General features: G+C 75.1%; 14 protein-coding genes. 12 read left to right on the top strand and 2 right to left on the bottom strand.

Translation table 11 applies throughout. The features are described from left to right. Positions 1–15: 15 nt before the first annotated feature. The 5 genes from GSF02_RS11765 (at position 16) to GSF02_RS11745 (ending at position 5,072) form a co-directional block, all read left to right on the top strand. Positions 16–1,218 (top strand): glycosyltransferase family 4 protein, encoded by a 1,203-nt coding sequence (locus tag GSF02_RS11765; protein ID WP_201308899.1) that lies wholly within the window; start codon positions 16–18, stop codon positions 1,216–1,218. Beyond that, a complete protein-coding gene (locus GSF02_RS11760) occupies positions 1,215–1,820 on the top strand; it encodes a hypothetical protein (RefSeq protein ID WP_159796416.1) in 606 nt (201 codons plus the stop codon). Before GSF02_RS11765 ends, GSF02_RS11760 begins: the two co-directional genes overlap by 4 nt. A 57-nt stretch (positions 1,821–1,877) precedes the next feature. Beyond that, positions 1,878–2,804, top strand: a complete 927-nt coding sequence (gene pdxS / locus GSF02_RS11755; RefSeq protein WP_159796413.1) for a pyridoxal 5'-phosphate synthase lyase subunit PdxS — start codon at positions 1,878–1,880, stop codon at positions 2,802–2,804. A 399-nt stretch (positions 2,805–3,203) separates the two neighbouring features. Beyond that, a complete protein-coding gene (locus GSF02_RS11750) occupies positions 3,204–3,782 on the top strand; it encodes an NUDIX hydrolase (protein WP_159796410.1) in 579 nt (192 codons plus the stop codon). Positions 3,783–3,968: 186 nt separating this feature from the next. Continuing rightward, positions 3,969–5,072, top strand: a complete 1,104-nt coding sequence (locus GSF02_RS11745; RefSeq protein WP_159796407.1) for a glycoside hydrolase family 6 protein — start codon at positions 3,969–3,971, stop codon at positions 5,070–5,072. Between the two features lie 71 nt (positions 5,073–5,143). Here the strand turns inward: GSF02_RS11745 and GSF02_RS11740 are convergent, their stop codons facing one another. Together GSF02_RS11740 and GSF02_RS11735 are read right to left on the bottom strand one after the other, a co-directional pair. Beyond that, positions 5,144–7,456: a bifunctional polysaccharide deacetylase/glycosyltransferase family 2 protein gene (locus GSF02_RS11740; RefSeq protein ID WP_159796404.1), complete on the bottom strand. Its 2,313-nt coding sequence runs from the start codon at positions 7,454–7,456 to the stop codon at positions 5,144–5,146. 151 nt (positions 7,457–7,607) lie between these two features. Next, on the bottom strand, positions 7,608–7,772 hold the full coding sequence (locus GSF02_RS11735) for a hypothetical protein (RefSeq protein ID WP_159796401.1): 165 nt from the start codon (positions 7,770–7,772) through the stop codon (positions 7,608–7,610). 457 nt (positions 7,773–8,229) lie between these two features. Between GSF02_RS11735 and pdxT the strand changes: the two genes are divergently transcribed. The 7 genes from pdxT to secD all read left to right on the top strand — a co-directional run. Continuing rightward, the gene (pdxT, locus tag GSF02_RS11730; RefSeq protein WP_159796537.1) at positions 8,230–8,850 is read left to right on the top strand and encodes a pyridoxal 5'-phosphate synthase glutaminase subunit PdxT; all 621 of its coding nucleotides are present in this window, start codon (positions 8,230–8,232) and stop codon (positions 8,848–8,850) included. A 7-nt stretch (positions 8,851–8,857) separates the two neighbouring features. Then, positions 8,858–9,616 (top strand): YebC/PmpR family DNA-binding transcriptional regulator, encoded by a 759-nt coding sequence (locus GSF02_RS11725; RefSeq protein ID WP_159796398.1) that lies wholly within the window; start codon positions 8,858–8,860, stop codon positions 9,614–9,616. 54 nt (positions 9,617–9,670) lie between these two features. Continuing rightward, positions 9,671–10,246, top strand: a complete 576-nt coding sequence (gene ruvC / locus GSF02_RS11720) for a crossover junction endodeoxyribonuclease RuvC (protein WP_159796395.1) — start codon at positions 9,671–9,673, stop codon at positions 10,244–10,246. Between the two features lie 85 nt (positions 10,247–10,331). Continuing rightward, positions 10,332–10,955, top strand: a complete 624-nt coding sequence (gene ruvA, locus GSF02_RS11715) for a Holliday junction branch migration protein RuvA (RefSeq protein ID WP_159796392.1) — start codon at positions 10,332–10,334, stop codon at positions 10,953–10,955. Beyond that, positions 10,948–12,057, top strand: a complete 1,110-nt coding sequence (ruvB, locus tag GSF02_RS11710) for a Holliday junction branch migration DNA helicase RuvB (protein ID WP_159796389.1) — start codon at positions 10,948–10,950, stop codon at positions 12,055–12,057. The genes ruvA and ruvB overlap by 8 nt, the downstream gene beginning before the upstream one ends. A gap of 89 nt (positions 12,058–12,146) precedes the next feature. Continuing rightward, positions 12,147–12,590, top strand: a complete 444-nt coding sequence (yajC, locus tag GSF02_RS11705) for a preprotein translocase subunit YajC (RefSeq protein WP_235915514.1) — start codon at positions 12,147–12,149, stop codon at positions 12,588–12,590. A 146-nt stretch (positions 12,591–12,736) separates the two neighbouring features. Further along, on the top strand, positions 12,737–14,551 hold a 1,815-nt coding region (secD, locus tag GSF02_RS11700), incomplete at its 3' end, for a protein translocase subunit SecD (RefSeq protein ID WP_159796531.1).

Raw genomic sequence — 14,551 nt, 5'->3', positions numbered from 1 at the left:
CACGCGAGCCGGCCGCTGCGGGTGGGCATCGTGTGCCCGTACAGCTTCGACGCCCCCGGCGGCGTCCAGTTCCACGTGCGCGACCTCGCGCAGGCGCTCCAGGCGCGCGGCCACGAGGTCTCCGTGCTCGCGCCCGCCGACGACGACACGCCGGTGCCGGACGTCGTCGTGCCCGCCGGCAAGGCGGTGGCCGTGCGCTACAACGGCTCGGTCGCCCGCCTGACCTTCGGCCCCCGTGCCGCGGCCCGGGTGCGGCGCTGGATCGAGAGCGGCGCGTTCGACGTGCTGCACCTGCACGAGCCGATGACCCCCAGCCTGTCGATGCTCGCCCTGTGGATCGCCGAGGGCCCGGTCGTGGCCACCTTCCACAGCGCCCAGGTGCGCTCCCGCGCGCTGCAGGTGGCCTTCCCCCTGCTGCGCCAGAGCCTGGAGAAGATCGCCGCCCGGGTCGCCGTCTCGGAGGACTCCCGCCGCACGCTCGTCGACCACCTGGGCGGCGACGCCGTCGTCATCCCCAACGGCGTCTACGCCGACACCTTCGCCGCGGCGTCCCCGGACCCGCGGTGGCAGGGCACGCCGGGGGCGCCCACGGTCGCGTTCCTCGGGCGGCTCGACGAGCCGCGCAAGGGCCTGCAGGTGCTCACCGCCGCGATCCCGCGGATCCTGGCCGCCCACCCCGGCGCCCGGTTCCTCGTGGCCGGCCAGGGCGACGCCGGGCGCGACGAGGCGGTCGAGACGCTCGGCCCGCTGGCCGGCAGCGTCGAGTTCCTCGGCGGCATCAGCGACGCCGAGAAGGCGGCGCTGCTGTCCTCCGTCGACCTGTACGTCGCCCCGCAGACCGGCGGCGAGAGCTTCGGCATCGTGCTGGTCGAGGCGATGAGCGCCGGCGCCGGCGTGGTGGCCAGCGACCTGGGCGCGTTCCGCCGGGTGCTCGACGACGGCGCGGCCGGCGCGCTGTTCCGCACCGGCGACGCCGACGACCTCGCCCGGGCGGTCCTCGAGTCGCTCGCCGACCGCGCCGCGACCGCCGCGCGGCGCGAGCACGCGGCCGCGTGGGTGCGCCGCTACGACTGGTCGACCGTCACCGACCAGGTGCTCGCCGTGTACGAGATGGCGGTCGCCGCGGGCGAGGCCATGCCCGTGCGCCAGGCCGCCGGGCGCCGCGGGCCGTGGCGCCTGCTCGGCGGCGACGGCGTCGAGGCGGGGAGCGGGCGATGAGCTGGTCCGAGACCGCCCTTGCGGCGCTGGTCGTCGTCGCGGTCGGGGTCTGGCTCGCGTGGGTGTCCGCCTCCCGGCTGGACCGCCTGCACCGCAAGGTCGCCGCCTCCCGCATCGCCCTGGACGCCCAGCTCGTGCGGCGCGCGAGCGCCGCCGTCGACCTCGCGAGCTCGGGGCTGCTCGACCCGGCCTCGAGCGTGCTCGTGGCCGACGCCGCCTACGCCGTCGTGGACGACGCCGGCCCGGTCGCCTCGCCCGAGCAGGCCCTCGCGATGGACGGCTTCGGTGCGGGGCGCGAGCGCGCCGAGAGCGCGCTGTCGGCCACCCTGCGCTCCGCCCTCGGTGACGCCGACGTGCTCGCCGACCTGCGCTCCGGCCCGCCTGGCGAGCAGCTCCTGGCCACCCTCGTGGCCACGTGGTACCGCGCCCAGCTCGCCCGGCGCTTCCACAACGAGGCGGTGGCCCAGGCGCAGCGGGTGCGCCGGCACTGGTGGGTGCGCGCCCTGCACCTGGCCGGTCGGGCGCCGTCGCCGCGCACCGTCGAGCTCGACGACCAGATGCCCGACGCGATGGCGGGTTCCGGGCCCGCTGTGCGCGCTTAGGATCGTGACGCCGGCCGCACGAGGCCGGCGGCACCACAGCGAGAGAAGGTCCCAGAAGTGAGCGAGAGCAGCACGCGTCCCGGCGCCGGTGAGGCCGGCCTCGGCGAGGTCGGCACCGCGCGGGTCAAGCGCGGCATGGCGGAGATGCTCAAGGGCGGCGTCATCATGGACGTGGTCACCCCCGAGCAGGCGAAGATCGCCGAGGACGCCGGCGCGGTCGCCGTCATGGCGCTCGAGCGGGTGCCGGCGGACATCCGCGCCCAGGGCGGCGTCGCGCGGATGAGCGACCCCGACATGATCGAGGGCATCATCGACGCCGTCTCCATCCCCGTGATGGCCAAGGCCCGCATCGGCCACTTCGTCGAGGCGCAGGTCCTGCAGTCCCTCGGCGTCGACTACGTCGACGAGTCCGAGGTGCTGACGCCGGCGGACTACGCCAACCACATCGACAAGTGGGCCTTCACGGTCCCGTTCGTGTGCGGCGCCACCAACCTCGGTGAGGCGCTGCGCCGCATCACCGAGGGCGCCGCCATGATCCGCTCCAAGGGCGAGGCCGGCACCGGCGACGTCTCCAACGCGACGACGCACATGCGGCAGATCCGCCAGGAGATCCGCCGGCTGACGTCGCTGCCCACCGACGAGCTGTTCGTCGCCGCCAAGGAGCTGCAGGCGCCGTACGAGCTGGTCGCGGAGGTGGCGCGCACCGGCAAGCTGCCCGTGGTGCTGTTCACCGCCGGCGGCATCGCCACCCCGGCCGACGCCGCGATGATGATGCAGCTCGGCGCCGAAGGCGTGTTCGTCGGCTCCGGCATCTTCAAGTCGGGCGACCCGGCGGCCCGCGCGAAGGCGATCGTCCAGGCCACCACCTTCCACGACGACCCCGACGTGATCGCCAAGGTCTCGCGCGGCCTCGGCGAGGCGATGGTGGGCATCAACGTCGAGGCCGAGCCGGCGCCGGTGCGCCTGGCCGAGCGCGGCTGGTAGGAGACCGCCCCGCCGTGGGGGGGGGGGGGGCGCCCCCGCCGGCCGGGGCCACCACCCGCCGGGGGGGGCGCCCCGGGGGCGGGCCGGGCCCGCGCGGGGTGGGTTGGCCCCCCCCCCGCGGGGGGCCCGCGCCCCCGCCCCCGGCGCCGCGCCCCCACGACCGTCCGGGGGCCCCGCCGGCGTGCCGGCACGGGCACGAGACCTCCCGGCGCTCGCTCCGCGCTCGCCGGGCGAGGCTCTCGACGGCCGGCCGCGCGGCGCGGACGGCAGGCGGGACTAGCCTTGCGGCATGCACATCCCACGCTGCTCCTGGCTCGTCGCCGCAGGGTCACCGGTGCTGGACCGCGGCACCGACGTCGACGCCGGGACGGCGCCGCCGCGCGGGGCGGAGCGCGGCCGGTGACGCCCGAGGAAGGGCTGGCCACCACCACCTCGCTCGGCCCGGACTGGGTGCTCGGGGAGGACGGCCTGCGCCACCGGCGCGCGGCGCGCGTCATCGTGCTCGACGACGCGGGGCGCGCGCTGCTGGTGCGCGGCCACGACGCCGACCAGCCGGACCGCTCGTGGTGGTTCACCGTGGGCGGCGGGATCGACGCCGGCGAGACGGAGGTCGAGGCGGCGCTGCGCGAGCTGCGCGAGGAGGCGGGTCTGGTGCTCGCCCCCGAGGACCTCGAGGGTCCGGTGCTCACCCGCGCCGGGATCTTCCACTTCTTCGCCGAGACCTGCCGCCAGGACGAGGTCTTCTTCGTCGCCCGGGTGGGCGCCGGCCACGTGCCGGTCGCCGACGGCTGGACGGAGGTCGAGCGCGAGGTGCTCGACGAGCTGCGCTGGCTCAGCGCCGACGAGCTGCGGGCCCAGCCGCACGAGGTGTTCCCGACCGTGCTGCCCGACGTCGTCGAGGCCCTCGCGGGCGGGTGGGACGGCGTCGTGCGACACCTCGGCACGGAGAACGACGACGAGGCGGTCGCCGAGGGCTGACGGCCGTCCGTGCGGCCCCGTCCGTGCGGCCCTGCCCGTGCGGCCCCGCGCGTGCGCCGTCGCGCGGGCGGGCTAGCCTGGGACGCGAGCGACGCCGGGACGCCGCGCTCGGGGCGCGCGGACCGGGACGGGGGAGTCGCGCAGCTGCGTCGATGGCACAGCCGCCGAGATCGGGAAGGCCGCGCGATGGTGACTCGACCGCCCCGGCACCCCCCTCGCGGTCGTGCGCGCCCAGCACCGGCCGCGGCGTCGTGCGCGCCACCGCCCGGGGCGCTGCGCCGCTGGGCGGCGCTGGCCTGCGGCGTCGCGGCGTCCGCGGCGCTGACCGCGTGCACGGGCGGCGAGGAGCCCGCACCGCCCGAGACGTCGGGGCGGGCGCCGGTCGAGCGCAACGCACCGGGGCGCGCCGACTACCTCCTCGACGCGCAGGACCAGTACTTCCAGAACCTGGCCGCGGCGCTGCGGCAGGCGCCGGACGCCCGCTCGCAGCGCCGGATCGAGGCGCTGCTGGAGACGCCCGTCGCGCAGTGGCTCACGGGGCCGCCGACGGACACCCCGCGGGCGGTGGAGGACAACCTGCGCGCGGCCGCCGCGCAGGGCTCCGTGCCGCTCTTCGTCGCCTACAGCATCCCGGACCGGGACCTGGGCGGGGAGTCCAGCGGGGGCAGCGCGGACGCCGACGACTACCTCGCCTGGATCCGCTCGGTGAGCGACGCGATCGGGGACACGCCCGCCGTCCTGGTGCTCGAGCCCGACGCGCTGGCGGCGGTGCCCGACATGGACGCGGCCCGGCAGGCAGCGCGCGTCCAGATGCTGCACGACGCCCTGGCGGTGCTGCAGGAGGGCAACCCGCGCACCGCCGTCTACCTCGACGTCGGCCACTCCCGGTGGCTCGCCCCGCGGGTGGCCGCCGAGCTCGTCGAGCGGGTCGACCCCGACGGCACGCTCGTCACCGGCGTCGCCCTCAACGTCTCCAACCAGCGCCCGGTGGCCGAGCTGCGGGACTACGCCGCCGACCTGTGGGACGCGCTGGGGCGGCGGGTGCACGTCCTGGTCGACAGCTCGATGAACGGGGCTGCCGACACCGGCGACCTCCTGGAGTGGTGCAACCCGGAGGGCGAGCGGGTCGGCACCCTGCCCGACACCGTCTTCGACCCCGACGCGTGGGTCGAGGAGGCCTACGTCAAGGCGCCGGGCGAGTCCGACGGGGTGTGCGGCACCAGCGCCGAGCCCGCGGGCGTCTTCGACGCCGGCCTGCTGCTGGAGCAGGTCGCGGACGACCCCGCGTGAGCGGTGCCCGCGCCCTCACACGGCCGCCCTCACACGGCCGCCCTCACACGGCCGCCCTCACGCGACCGCCCTCACGCGACGGGCTCGGGCACCCGCGCGGGCGCCGTCGCGACGACGGTCCCGGTGCGCTCCGGGCGGTACCAGCCGACGATCCTGCCGCGCACGATCCGCACCAGCGACCCGTACAGCACGTACGCGCGCAGCGGCTCGTAGACCAGCCGGTAGATCGGCACGACCAGCAGGTGCCAGGGCCGCTCGTGGACCAGCCGGATGGCGACGATCGAGATGATCAGGTGGATGAGGGCCACGGCGGCGGCGAACGCGGCGACGCTCTCCCAGTTGCCGCCCACGATGCTGGTCACCGCCACCAGGACGACGAACGGCATGAACACGAGCGGCACCAGGACCGAGATCAGCGCGTACGGCAGCGTGACGAGGCCGAGCACGCCGTAGCGCGGCCGGAAGAGCATGTCCCGGTGCTTGTACAGGGCCTGGATGTTGCCGTAGGTCCAGCGCAGCCGCTGCTTGGCCAGGGCGTGCAGCCGGGTGGGCGCCTCGGTCCACGCCACCGCCTCGTTGTCCTGGACCACGCCGTACCCCAGGGCCTGGACGCACAGCGTGAGGTCGGCGTCCTCCGCCTGCGTGTCGTGGGAGTAGCCGCCGATCTGCAGGAGCGCGTCGCGGCGCCAGGCGGCGCACGCCCCGGGCGCGATCGAGATCGCCCCGACGAAGCCCTCGGCCATGCGCGTCACGCAGATGCCGGAGATGTACTCGAGGCTCTGCCAGGCGGTCAGGAGGTTGCACCGGTTGCCGACCTTCACCAGCCCGGCGACCGCGCCGACCGGCCTGCCGTTGTCGGGGCCGACGAAGTGGCGCGCGAGCATCCGGACGGTGTCCCGCTCGAACAGGGTGTCGCCGTCGAGGGTGACGACCACCTCGCCACGGGCGTGGGCGATGCCGTTGTTGCTCGCCCGCGACTTGCCGCCGTTCTCCTGGGTGAGCACCCGCAGGCGGCCCCAGCGCAGCGCGTAGGCGCGCAGGAGCCCCAGGGTGCCGTCCGTGGACCCGTCGTCGACCGCGATGACCTCGAACCTGGGGTAGTCGCTGGCGCGCAGGGCGTCCAGCGTCTTGGTGATCACCCGCTCCTCGTTGAAGACGGGCAGGACCACGCTCACCATCGGCAGGTCGCGCGGCCGCGGCATCATCGCCCACGCCTTGCGCTGCCGCCGCCGCTCCATCAGGGCCAGCACGACGTACAGGAGCGACATTGCCGTCAGCGAGATGATCCCGGACCAGAACAGCCACGTGCCGAGGTTCTTGGGCGCGACCAGGACGCTCGACGTCGCGACGAGCGTGGCGTAGTCGGCCGTGTCCGGCGAGACCTCCTCCCGCGGCATGCTCCGGGCGTCGAGGAGCGGCGCGAGCGTCGTGAACTCGTAGTCCTGGGCCTTCGCCTCGGCGATCAGGCGCTCGAGCATCACCACCGTCTGCGCCCGGTCGCCGCCGCCGTCGTGCATGAGGACCACGTGCCCCTCGCCGTCCAGCTCGGGCACGGGGATCTCCTCGCCCGGCGGGTGGTCCCAGTCCAGCGTGTCGAGGTCGAAGTCCACGTGCAGGTAGCCGAGCTGCTGGGCCTGCAGGACCGCGCGCGGGTTGTCGTACGGGTCGCCCTCGGGGATGCGGAAGAGGCGGGTCTGGTACCCGGCGACCGCGCGCACGAGCCGGTCGGTGCCGATCAGCTCGAAGCGGTTGAGCGTCGCGTCGTTGGCGTAGAAGTCGATGTGGTTCATCGTGTGGTTGCCCACCATGTGCCCCTCGCGGACCGCCCGGTCGACCAGCTCCGGGTACCGGTCGACGTTCGAGCCCAGCGCGAAGAAGGTGGCCGGCACGTGCTCGCGGGACAGCACGTCCAGGATGGCGGCCGTGAACTGCGGGTCCGGTCCGTCGTCGAAGGTCAGCATGAGCTGGCGGTCCGCCGGGCGCCCGTAGGTCTCGAGCACGTACGGGCTGTCCCCGATCTGCTCGAGCTCCTCCGCCGACGGCTCGCGGAACACCTCGTCGCTGAACGGGTCCTTGAGCACGACCCGGGAGCCCGAGCGCTCGACGAGCGCCACCCGCTGGAAGACGAAGCCGCCGTCCTCGCTGAGCACCGGCATGTCGTCCTCCGCGCCCTGGGCGAGGAGCCGTTCCGGGTACGACACGTCGGCGTTCCGGGCGGCGGGCCAGGTCGGCGCCAGCACCCGCGGCGCGACGAGGAGCGCGAGGAGGGCGGCGGCCAGGACGGCCAGGACGATGCTCGCCACGACCCACCGCTGGCGCCGGCCGCGCGGGTCGTAGAACACGGGCAGGGAGGGGGACGCGGCTCGGTGTGCGTCTTTGACCACGGTGCGCTCGCCTTCGGAGCTCTGAGGGGCGGACGGTCACGGGCACCTGCCGCGGGCGGCGTCGGGGCGCGCCCGGCACGGCCCGCGCGCTCGAGGTGCGCAGGTGGGTGCGTGGTGGGGGTGTGGCGGGCCGGCGTCGCGCCGCGCCCGGTCAGGCCTCCGGTCTGAGGTGGGCGGGCACCGCCCGCGGCGCCGCCGGCAGCGTGCGGCGGGTGTGCCCGGGCGTCGGGGCTGCGCTGGTCGGCGCGGCGACGGGGTCGACCGCGAGCGGGGGCAGGACGGGCGGCACCAGGCGGGCCGCGGCGTCGTGGACCATGTCGCTCCTCCTTCCTCCGCCGGCGCGGGAGGCAGGAGCGGAGCCCGGTGCCGGGCTCCGGGAACGGGGGGAACGAGGGCCGCGGTGCGCGGGGCAGGGGCGGCGCGGCCACGCGCCGCCACCGCGGCCGCGCCCGCTCACCCTCGTCGAAGGAGGCCCACGGCGTCGGGTGGGCCCCCTGACGCGACCCGCTGACGACGGGCCGCAGACAGGTGGTGGCGCCCCCTGGATCGCCATGTCGTGCGACTCAGGAATCCTGACACGCGCCCGTGACGGTGACCATGCCCTCGGCGGCCGGTTCGGCCCACCGGCCCGGATTTCACCCGCTGCGGCCCGACCGCGCCTAGAATCCTGGGCCGTGACAGTCCCCGTGACCCCGCCGGCCGGCCCGGCCGCCACCGTCCCCGCGCCCGGCGCCGCGGCCCGCGCCGCGAGCGGGCTCGCCGCCGGCCCGACGATCGGCGTCCTCGCCCTGCAGGGCGACGTCCGCGAGCACGCGGCCGCCCTGGCGGCGGTGGGCGCGCGCGCCGTGGCCGTGCGCCGCCGCAGCGAGCTGGAGGCCGTCGACGGCGTCGTCGTGCCCGGCGGCGAGTCCACGACGATCGACAAGCTGCTGCGGCTCTTCGAGCTCGACGAGCCGCTGCGCGCGGCGATCGCCGAGGGCATGCCGGTCTACGGCTCGTGCGCCGGCATGATCCTGCTCGCCGACCGGATCGAGGGCGGGGCGGCCGGGCAGCGCACGCTCGGCGGGATGGACGTGCTCGTGCGGCGCAACGCCTTCGGCCGCCAGGTGGACTCGTTCGAGGCCGACCTCGAGGTGGCCGGCGTCCCGGGCGGCCCGGTGCGCACGGCGTTCATCCGCGCCCCGTGGGTCGAGCAGGCCGGCCCGGGCGTCGAGGTCCTGGCGCGGATCCCGGCCACGACGGCGGACGGCAGGGACGCGGGGGCCGCCGCCGGTAAGATCGTGGCAGCACGTCAAGGGAGGCTCCTGGCGACCGCGTTCCACCCGGAGATCACGGGTGACGTCCGCGTGCACGCGCTGTTCGCCCGCCTCGTCGAAGATTCGCGAAGGAGTTAGGTAGCGCATGTCCGGTCACTCCAAGTGGGCCACGACCAAGCACAAGAAGGCGGCGATCGACGCCAAGCGTGGCAAGCTCTTCGCGAAGCTCATCAAGAACATCGAGGTCGCGGCGCGCACGGGCGGCGGCGACCCGGCGGGCAACCCCACGCTGTTCGACGCCATCCAGAAGGCCAAGAAGTCGTCGGTCCCCAACGACAACATCGACCGTGCCGTCAAGCGCGGCTCCGGCCAGGAGGCCGGTGGCGCCGACTACCAGACGATCATGTACGAGGGCTACGGCACCAACGGCATCGCCGTCCTGGTCGAGTGCCTCACCGACAACAAGAACCGCGCGGCCTCCGAGGTGCGCCTCGCGTTCACGCGCAACGGCGGCACGCTGGCCGACCCCGGCTCGGTGTCCTACCTGTTCTCCCGCAAGGGCCTCGTCGTGGTCCCCAAGTCCGACGGCGTGACGGAGGACGACGTCATGCTGGCCGCGCTCGACGCCGGGGCCGAGGAGGTCACGGACGAGGGAGAGACCATCGAGGTGCTGTGCGAGGCGACCGACCTCGTGCAGGTGCGCACCGCGCTGCAGGACGCGGGGATCGAGTACGACTCGGCCGACGCGATCTTCCACCCCTCGATGCAGGTGGAGGTGGACGTCGAGGGCGCCCGGAAGATCATGCGCCTCATCGACGCCCTCGAGGACAGCGACGACGTGCAGAACGTCTACGCCAACTTCGACGCCTCCGAGGAGGTCATGGCGGCGCTCGACGAGGAGTGACGGTCGCCGCGCGCCTGCCCCGCCGCACCCTCGCCCTCGTGAGAGGGTGAGGGTGTGCGCGTTCTGGGGGTCGATCCGGGCCTGACCCGGTGCGGGGTCGGGGTGATCGACTCGCTGTCCGGCCGGCGCGCCGAGCTCGTGGCCGTGGGCGTGATCCGCACAGCGCCGGAGACGAGCCCCGACCTGCGCCTGCTGCACGTCGCCGAGCGGCTCGACGCCTGGTTCGACGAGCACGTGCCCGACGTCGTCGCCGTCGAGCGCGTCTTCGCCCAGCACAACGTCGGCACGGTCATGGGCACCGCCCAGGTCGCCGGGCTCGCCATGGTGGCGGCCGCCCGGCGCGGCGTGCCCGTGGCGCTGCACACGCCCAGCGAGGTCAAGGCCGCGGTGACGGGCTCCGGCCGGGCGGGCAAGGAGCAGGTGCAGCGGATGGTCCAGCAGATCCTCGGTCTGGCCGAGCCGCCCCAGCCGGCCGACGCCGCCGACGCCCTGGCGCTCGCGGTGACCCACCTGTGGCGGCCCGCCGGCGCCCTGCAGGGCGGGGACCGGCACGAGCTCACGCCCGCCCAGCGCGCCTGGGCCGCGGCGGAGCACGCCGCCCGCGGCCGCGCCCGCCGCGTCGCGCGCTGAGGCCCTGCCGGCGCCGCCGACGGCGTGTCGCCGCCGATTGCTAGAGTGGCGCCCGTCGTACGGGTGTTCGACGGAAGGAGCCCGGGTGATCGCCTCCCTGACCGGCGTGGTCTCGCACGTGACGCTCGACCGAGCGGTGCTCGACGTCGGGGGCGTCGGCTACCTCGTGCTCGCCACGCCCGCCACGCTCGCCGGCCTGCGGGTCGGCCAGGAGGCGCACCTGGCCACCACCCTCGTGGTGCGCGAGGACTCGATGACGCTCTACGGGTTCGCGGACGCCGCCGAGCGGGAGATCTTCGAGACCGTCCAGTCGGTCTCCGGCGTCGGTCCCCGCATCGCGCTCGCGATGCTGGCCGTGCACACCCCGGACGCCATCCGCCGCGCCGTCGCCACCCAGGACGTCAAGGCGCTGACCCGCGTGCCGGGGATCGGCGCCAAGGGCGCCCAGCGGATCGTGCTCGAGCTCAGCGGCAAGCTCGCCGCGCCCGACGCCGAGGCGCCCGAGGGCGCCGCGGCCCCCGAGGCCGCCCCCGGCGACCGCCGCGACCAGGTCGTCGAGGCGCTGGTCGGCCTCGGCTGGACGGCCAAGGTGGCCGAGGAGGCGGTCGCCACCGTGCTGGCCGACTCCGGCGCCGAGGCGGTGTCCGACGCCGACGTCGCCGCCACGCTCCGGGCGGCGCTGCGCTCGCTGGGCGGACGCCGTGGCTGACGGCCGCTACGAAGAACCGCAGTTCACCAGCGAGCGGCTGGTGACCGCGTCGGCCGACGACGTCGAGCGCGCCGCCGAGGCCGCGCTGCGCCCCAAGCGGCTCGAGGAGTTCGTCGGCCAGGCCACCGTGCGCGACCAGCTGTCGCTGGTGCTGCAGGCGGCCATCGCGCGCGGCGCACCGCCGGACCACGTGCTGCTGTCCGGCCCGCCCGGCCTGGGCAAGACCACCCTGGCGATGATCATCGCCTCGGAGCTGGGCACGTCGCTGCGGGTGACCAGCGGGCCCGCCATCCAGCACGCGGGCGACCTCGCCGCCGTGCTGTCCTCGCTCGAGGAGGGCGAGGTGCTGTTCATCGACGAGATCCACCGCCTGGCCCGCCCGGCCGAGGAGCTGCTGTACGTGGCGATGGAGGACTTCCGCGTCGACGTCGTCGTCGGCAAGGGCGCCGGGGCGAGCGCGATCCCGCTGGCGCTGCCGCCGTTCACCGTCGTGGGCGCCACCACGCGCGCGGGCCTGCTGCCCGCGCCGCTGCGCGACCGGTTCGGCTTCACCGGCCACCTCGACTTCTACGACGCCGCCGACCTGGAGCGCGTCATCGTCCGGTCCGCCGGCCTGCTCGGCGTGGAGATCAAGCACGCGGCCGCCCACGAGATCGCGGGACGCTCGCGGGGCACGCCCCGCATCGCCAACCGGCTGCTGCGCCGGGTGCGCGACTGGGCGCAGGTGCGCGGCGACGGCGTGCTCGACCACCACGCCGCGCAGGCGGCGCTCGAGGTCTACGAGGTCGACCCGCTCGGCCTCGACCGGCTCGACCGGGCGGTCCTGGACGCGCTGTGCCGCCGGTTCGCGGGCGGCCCGGTCGGGCTGTCGACCCTCGCGATGACGGTGGGGGAGGAGCCCGACACGGTCGAGACCGTGGCCGAGCCGTACCTCGTGCGCGAGGGCTTCGTCGCCCGCACGCCGCGCGGCCGCGTCGCCACGCCGGCCGCGTGGGCCCACCTGGGCCTCGTCGCGCCCGCCGGGGCGCCGGGCGCCGCGGCCGGGACCCTCTTCGAGGACCTCGGCGGCGGGAACCCGGCGGCGGCCGGCGACGTTGGATGAAGGTCGGCGCCTAGACTTGACAGGTCGCCCAGCCGCACGCCGGGCAGGGGCCGACGCACCACACGACCGCACCAGACCAAGGACTCTCCGTGGATCTCTCCTTCCTCATCCTCATCGTCGTGCTGCTCGGCCTGATGTTCTTCATGACGTCGCGGCAGCGCAAGCAGCAGCGGGAGGCGCAGGCGTTCCGCAACGAGCTCGCGCCCGGCCAGGAGGTCATGACCGGCTCCGGCATGTTCGGCACCATCGTCGAGGTCGACGAGGCGAACGACATCATCACGATCGAGTCCACCCCGGGCACGCGTTCGCGCTGGCTGCGGGCCGCGATCGCCAAGCGCGTCGACGCGCCCGCGGACACCGCCGTCGAGGCCGGTGACACCGATCCGTCGGCTTCGGCGGGTACCATCGCGCCGGCAGGGTCCAGCTCTGCCGACGTCATCGACGTGCCGGACGACATCTCTGGCCTCGACACCGCCCAGCGCGAGTACCGGGACCAGCAGCGCAAGGCCGACGGCGACGCCGAGGGCAAGTGACCCATCACTGACGCAGTGCCGGCCGGGCCGCCCCGGCCGGCACCATCCCGCGCCGACCACACCGGCGGCGCGCACCAGAGAGAAGACTGACGTTGGCCAACTCCAGCACGCGGCGATCGCGGCCGGTACGCACGCTCGTGATCTTCATGGTCCTGACCATCCTGCTGCCGATCGCCGGGCTCGTCGTCGGCACGCAGCTCGACGGGCGGACCACCGAGAACCCTGCAGGCGCGAGCCTCACGCCGGGCCTCGCCCTCGACCTCGAGGGCGGCACCCAGATCATCCTGACGCCGACCACCACGGACGGGTCGCGGGTCACCGACGAGACGGTGAACGAGGCGATCAACGTGATCCGCCAGCGCATCGACTCCTCGGGCGTCACCGAGGCGGAGATCACGAGCCAGGGCGGGGCCAACATCGTCGTCGGGATCCCCGGCCGCCCCTCGCAGGAGACCGTCGACCTGGTCAGCCAGGCCGCGCAGATGCGGTTCCGTCCCGTGCTGACGTACGGCATGGGGACGCCGACGCCGCAGCCGTCGGCCTCCGGCGACGCCGCCGCGAGCCCGGAGCCGTCGGCCTCCGCCGAGGCCAGCCCGGCGCCGTCGGCGTCGCAGAGCGCCGGCTCCAGCCCGGCCGGCAAGAGCGCCGCGGGCACCGTGCCCGCGCCGGCGCCGGCCGCCGCGGACCCGTCGGCCTCGCCGTCGCCGTCGCCGTCCCCCTCGGGTGACACCGGCACCGCCGCCGCGGACCCGAGCGACCTGGCGCAGATCACCCCGGAGATCCAGGAGCAGTTCCAGAACCTCGACTGCACCGACCCGGCGAACCTCAAGGGCGGCGGCGGCGACGACCCGGACGCCGTGCTGGTGACCTGCTCCACCGACGGGACCACCAAGTGGATCCTCGGCCCGGTCGAGCTCGAGGGCACCCACATCAGGAACGCGACCTCCGGCCTGGTCGCCGGCCCGAACGGCGTCACCACCAACGAGTGGGGCGTCATGCTGGACTTCGACTCCACGGGCGCGCGCCAGTTCTCCGACACCACCACGCGCCTGAACTCCCTGGAGTCGCCGCGCAACCAGTTCGCGATCGTGCTGGACGGCCTCGTCGTCTCGGCGCCGTCGATCACCAACGGCCCGATCACCAACGGTCAGGCGCAGATCACCGGCCAGTTCACCCGCGACAGCGCGGCCACGCTGGCCAACCAGCTGAGCTTCGGCGCCCTGCCGATCACCTTCGAGGTGCAGAGCCAGCAGGAGATCTCCGCGACCCTCGGCTCGGAGCAGCTCCGCAACGGCCTCGTCGCCGGCCTCATTGGCCTGCTGCTCGTGGTCGTCTACTCGCTGTTCCAGTACCGCACGCTCGGCCTGCTCACCGTGGCGTCGCTGGTCGTGGCGGGCCTGATCACGTACGCGACCATCGCGCTGCTGAGCTGGGGCATGGGCTACCGCCTGTCCCTGGCGGGCGTCGCCGGCCTGATCGTGGCCATCGGCTTCACCGCCGACTCGTTCATCGTGTACTTCGAGCGCATCCGCGACGAGCTGCGCAACGGACGCTCGCTGCAGTACGCCGTCGAGCGCGGCTGGCGCCGCGCCCGCCGCACGATCTACGCGGCCAAGGCGGTCAACCTCATCTCCGCGATCATCCTGTACTACCTCGCCGTGGGCGGCGTGCAGGGCTTCGCGTTCACCCTCGGCCTGACCACGGTGATCGACGTCGCCGTCGTCGTGTGGTTCACGCACCCGATGATGGAGCTCATCGCGCGGATGCGGTTCTTCCGCGACGGCCACGCGCTGTCCGGGCTGTCGCGCGAGCGCCTGATGATCTCGGCGGCGAAGCCGCGCTACGTCGGCGCGGGCCGCGTGGCGATGCCCGAGACGGTGGCGCAGGACGTCGCCGCCGAGGTGGACCCCGACGAGGGTGCGCAGGGCGAGCCCGCGCTCGTGGGCGCCGGCACCGGCCGG

The organism is Puerhibacterium puerhi (assembly GCF_009846865.1).
Lineage (GTDB): Bacteria > Actinomycetota > Actinomycetes > Actinomycetales > Cellulomonadaceae > Puerhibacterium > Puerhibacterium puerhi.
Note: the sequence above shows the minus strand (reverse complement) of the source record. Positions and strands in the feature narration are given on the sequence as shown.

Bases quoted from the DNA above. Each gene is read 5' to 3' on its own strand.
- GSF02_RS11760 (WP_159796416.1), top strand. From the start codon at position 1,215: ATGAGCTGGTCCGAGACCGCCCTTGCGGCGCTGGTCGTCGTCGCGGTC.
- GSF02_RS11735 (WP_159796401.1), bottom strand. From the start codon at position 7,772: ATGGTCCACGACGCCGCGGCCCGCCTGGTGCCGCCCGTCCTGCCCCCG.
- GSF02_RS11745 (WP_159796407.1), top strand. From the start codon at position 3,969: ATGGTGACTCGACCGCCCCGGCACCCCCCTCGCGGTCGTGCGCGCCCA.
- GSF02_RS11725 (WP_159796398.1), top strand. From the start codon at position 8,858: ATGTCCGGTCACTCCAAGTGGGCCACGACCAAGCACAAGAAGGCGGCG.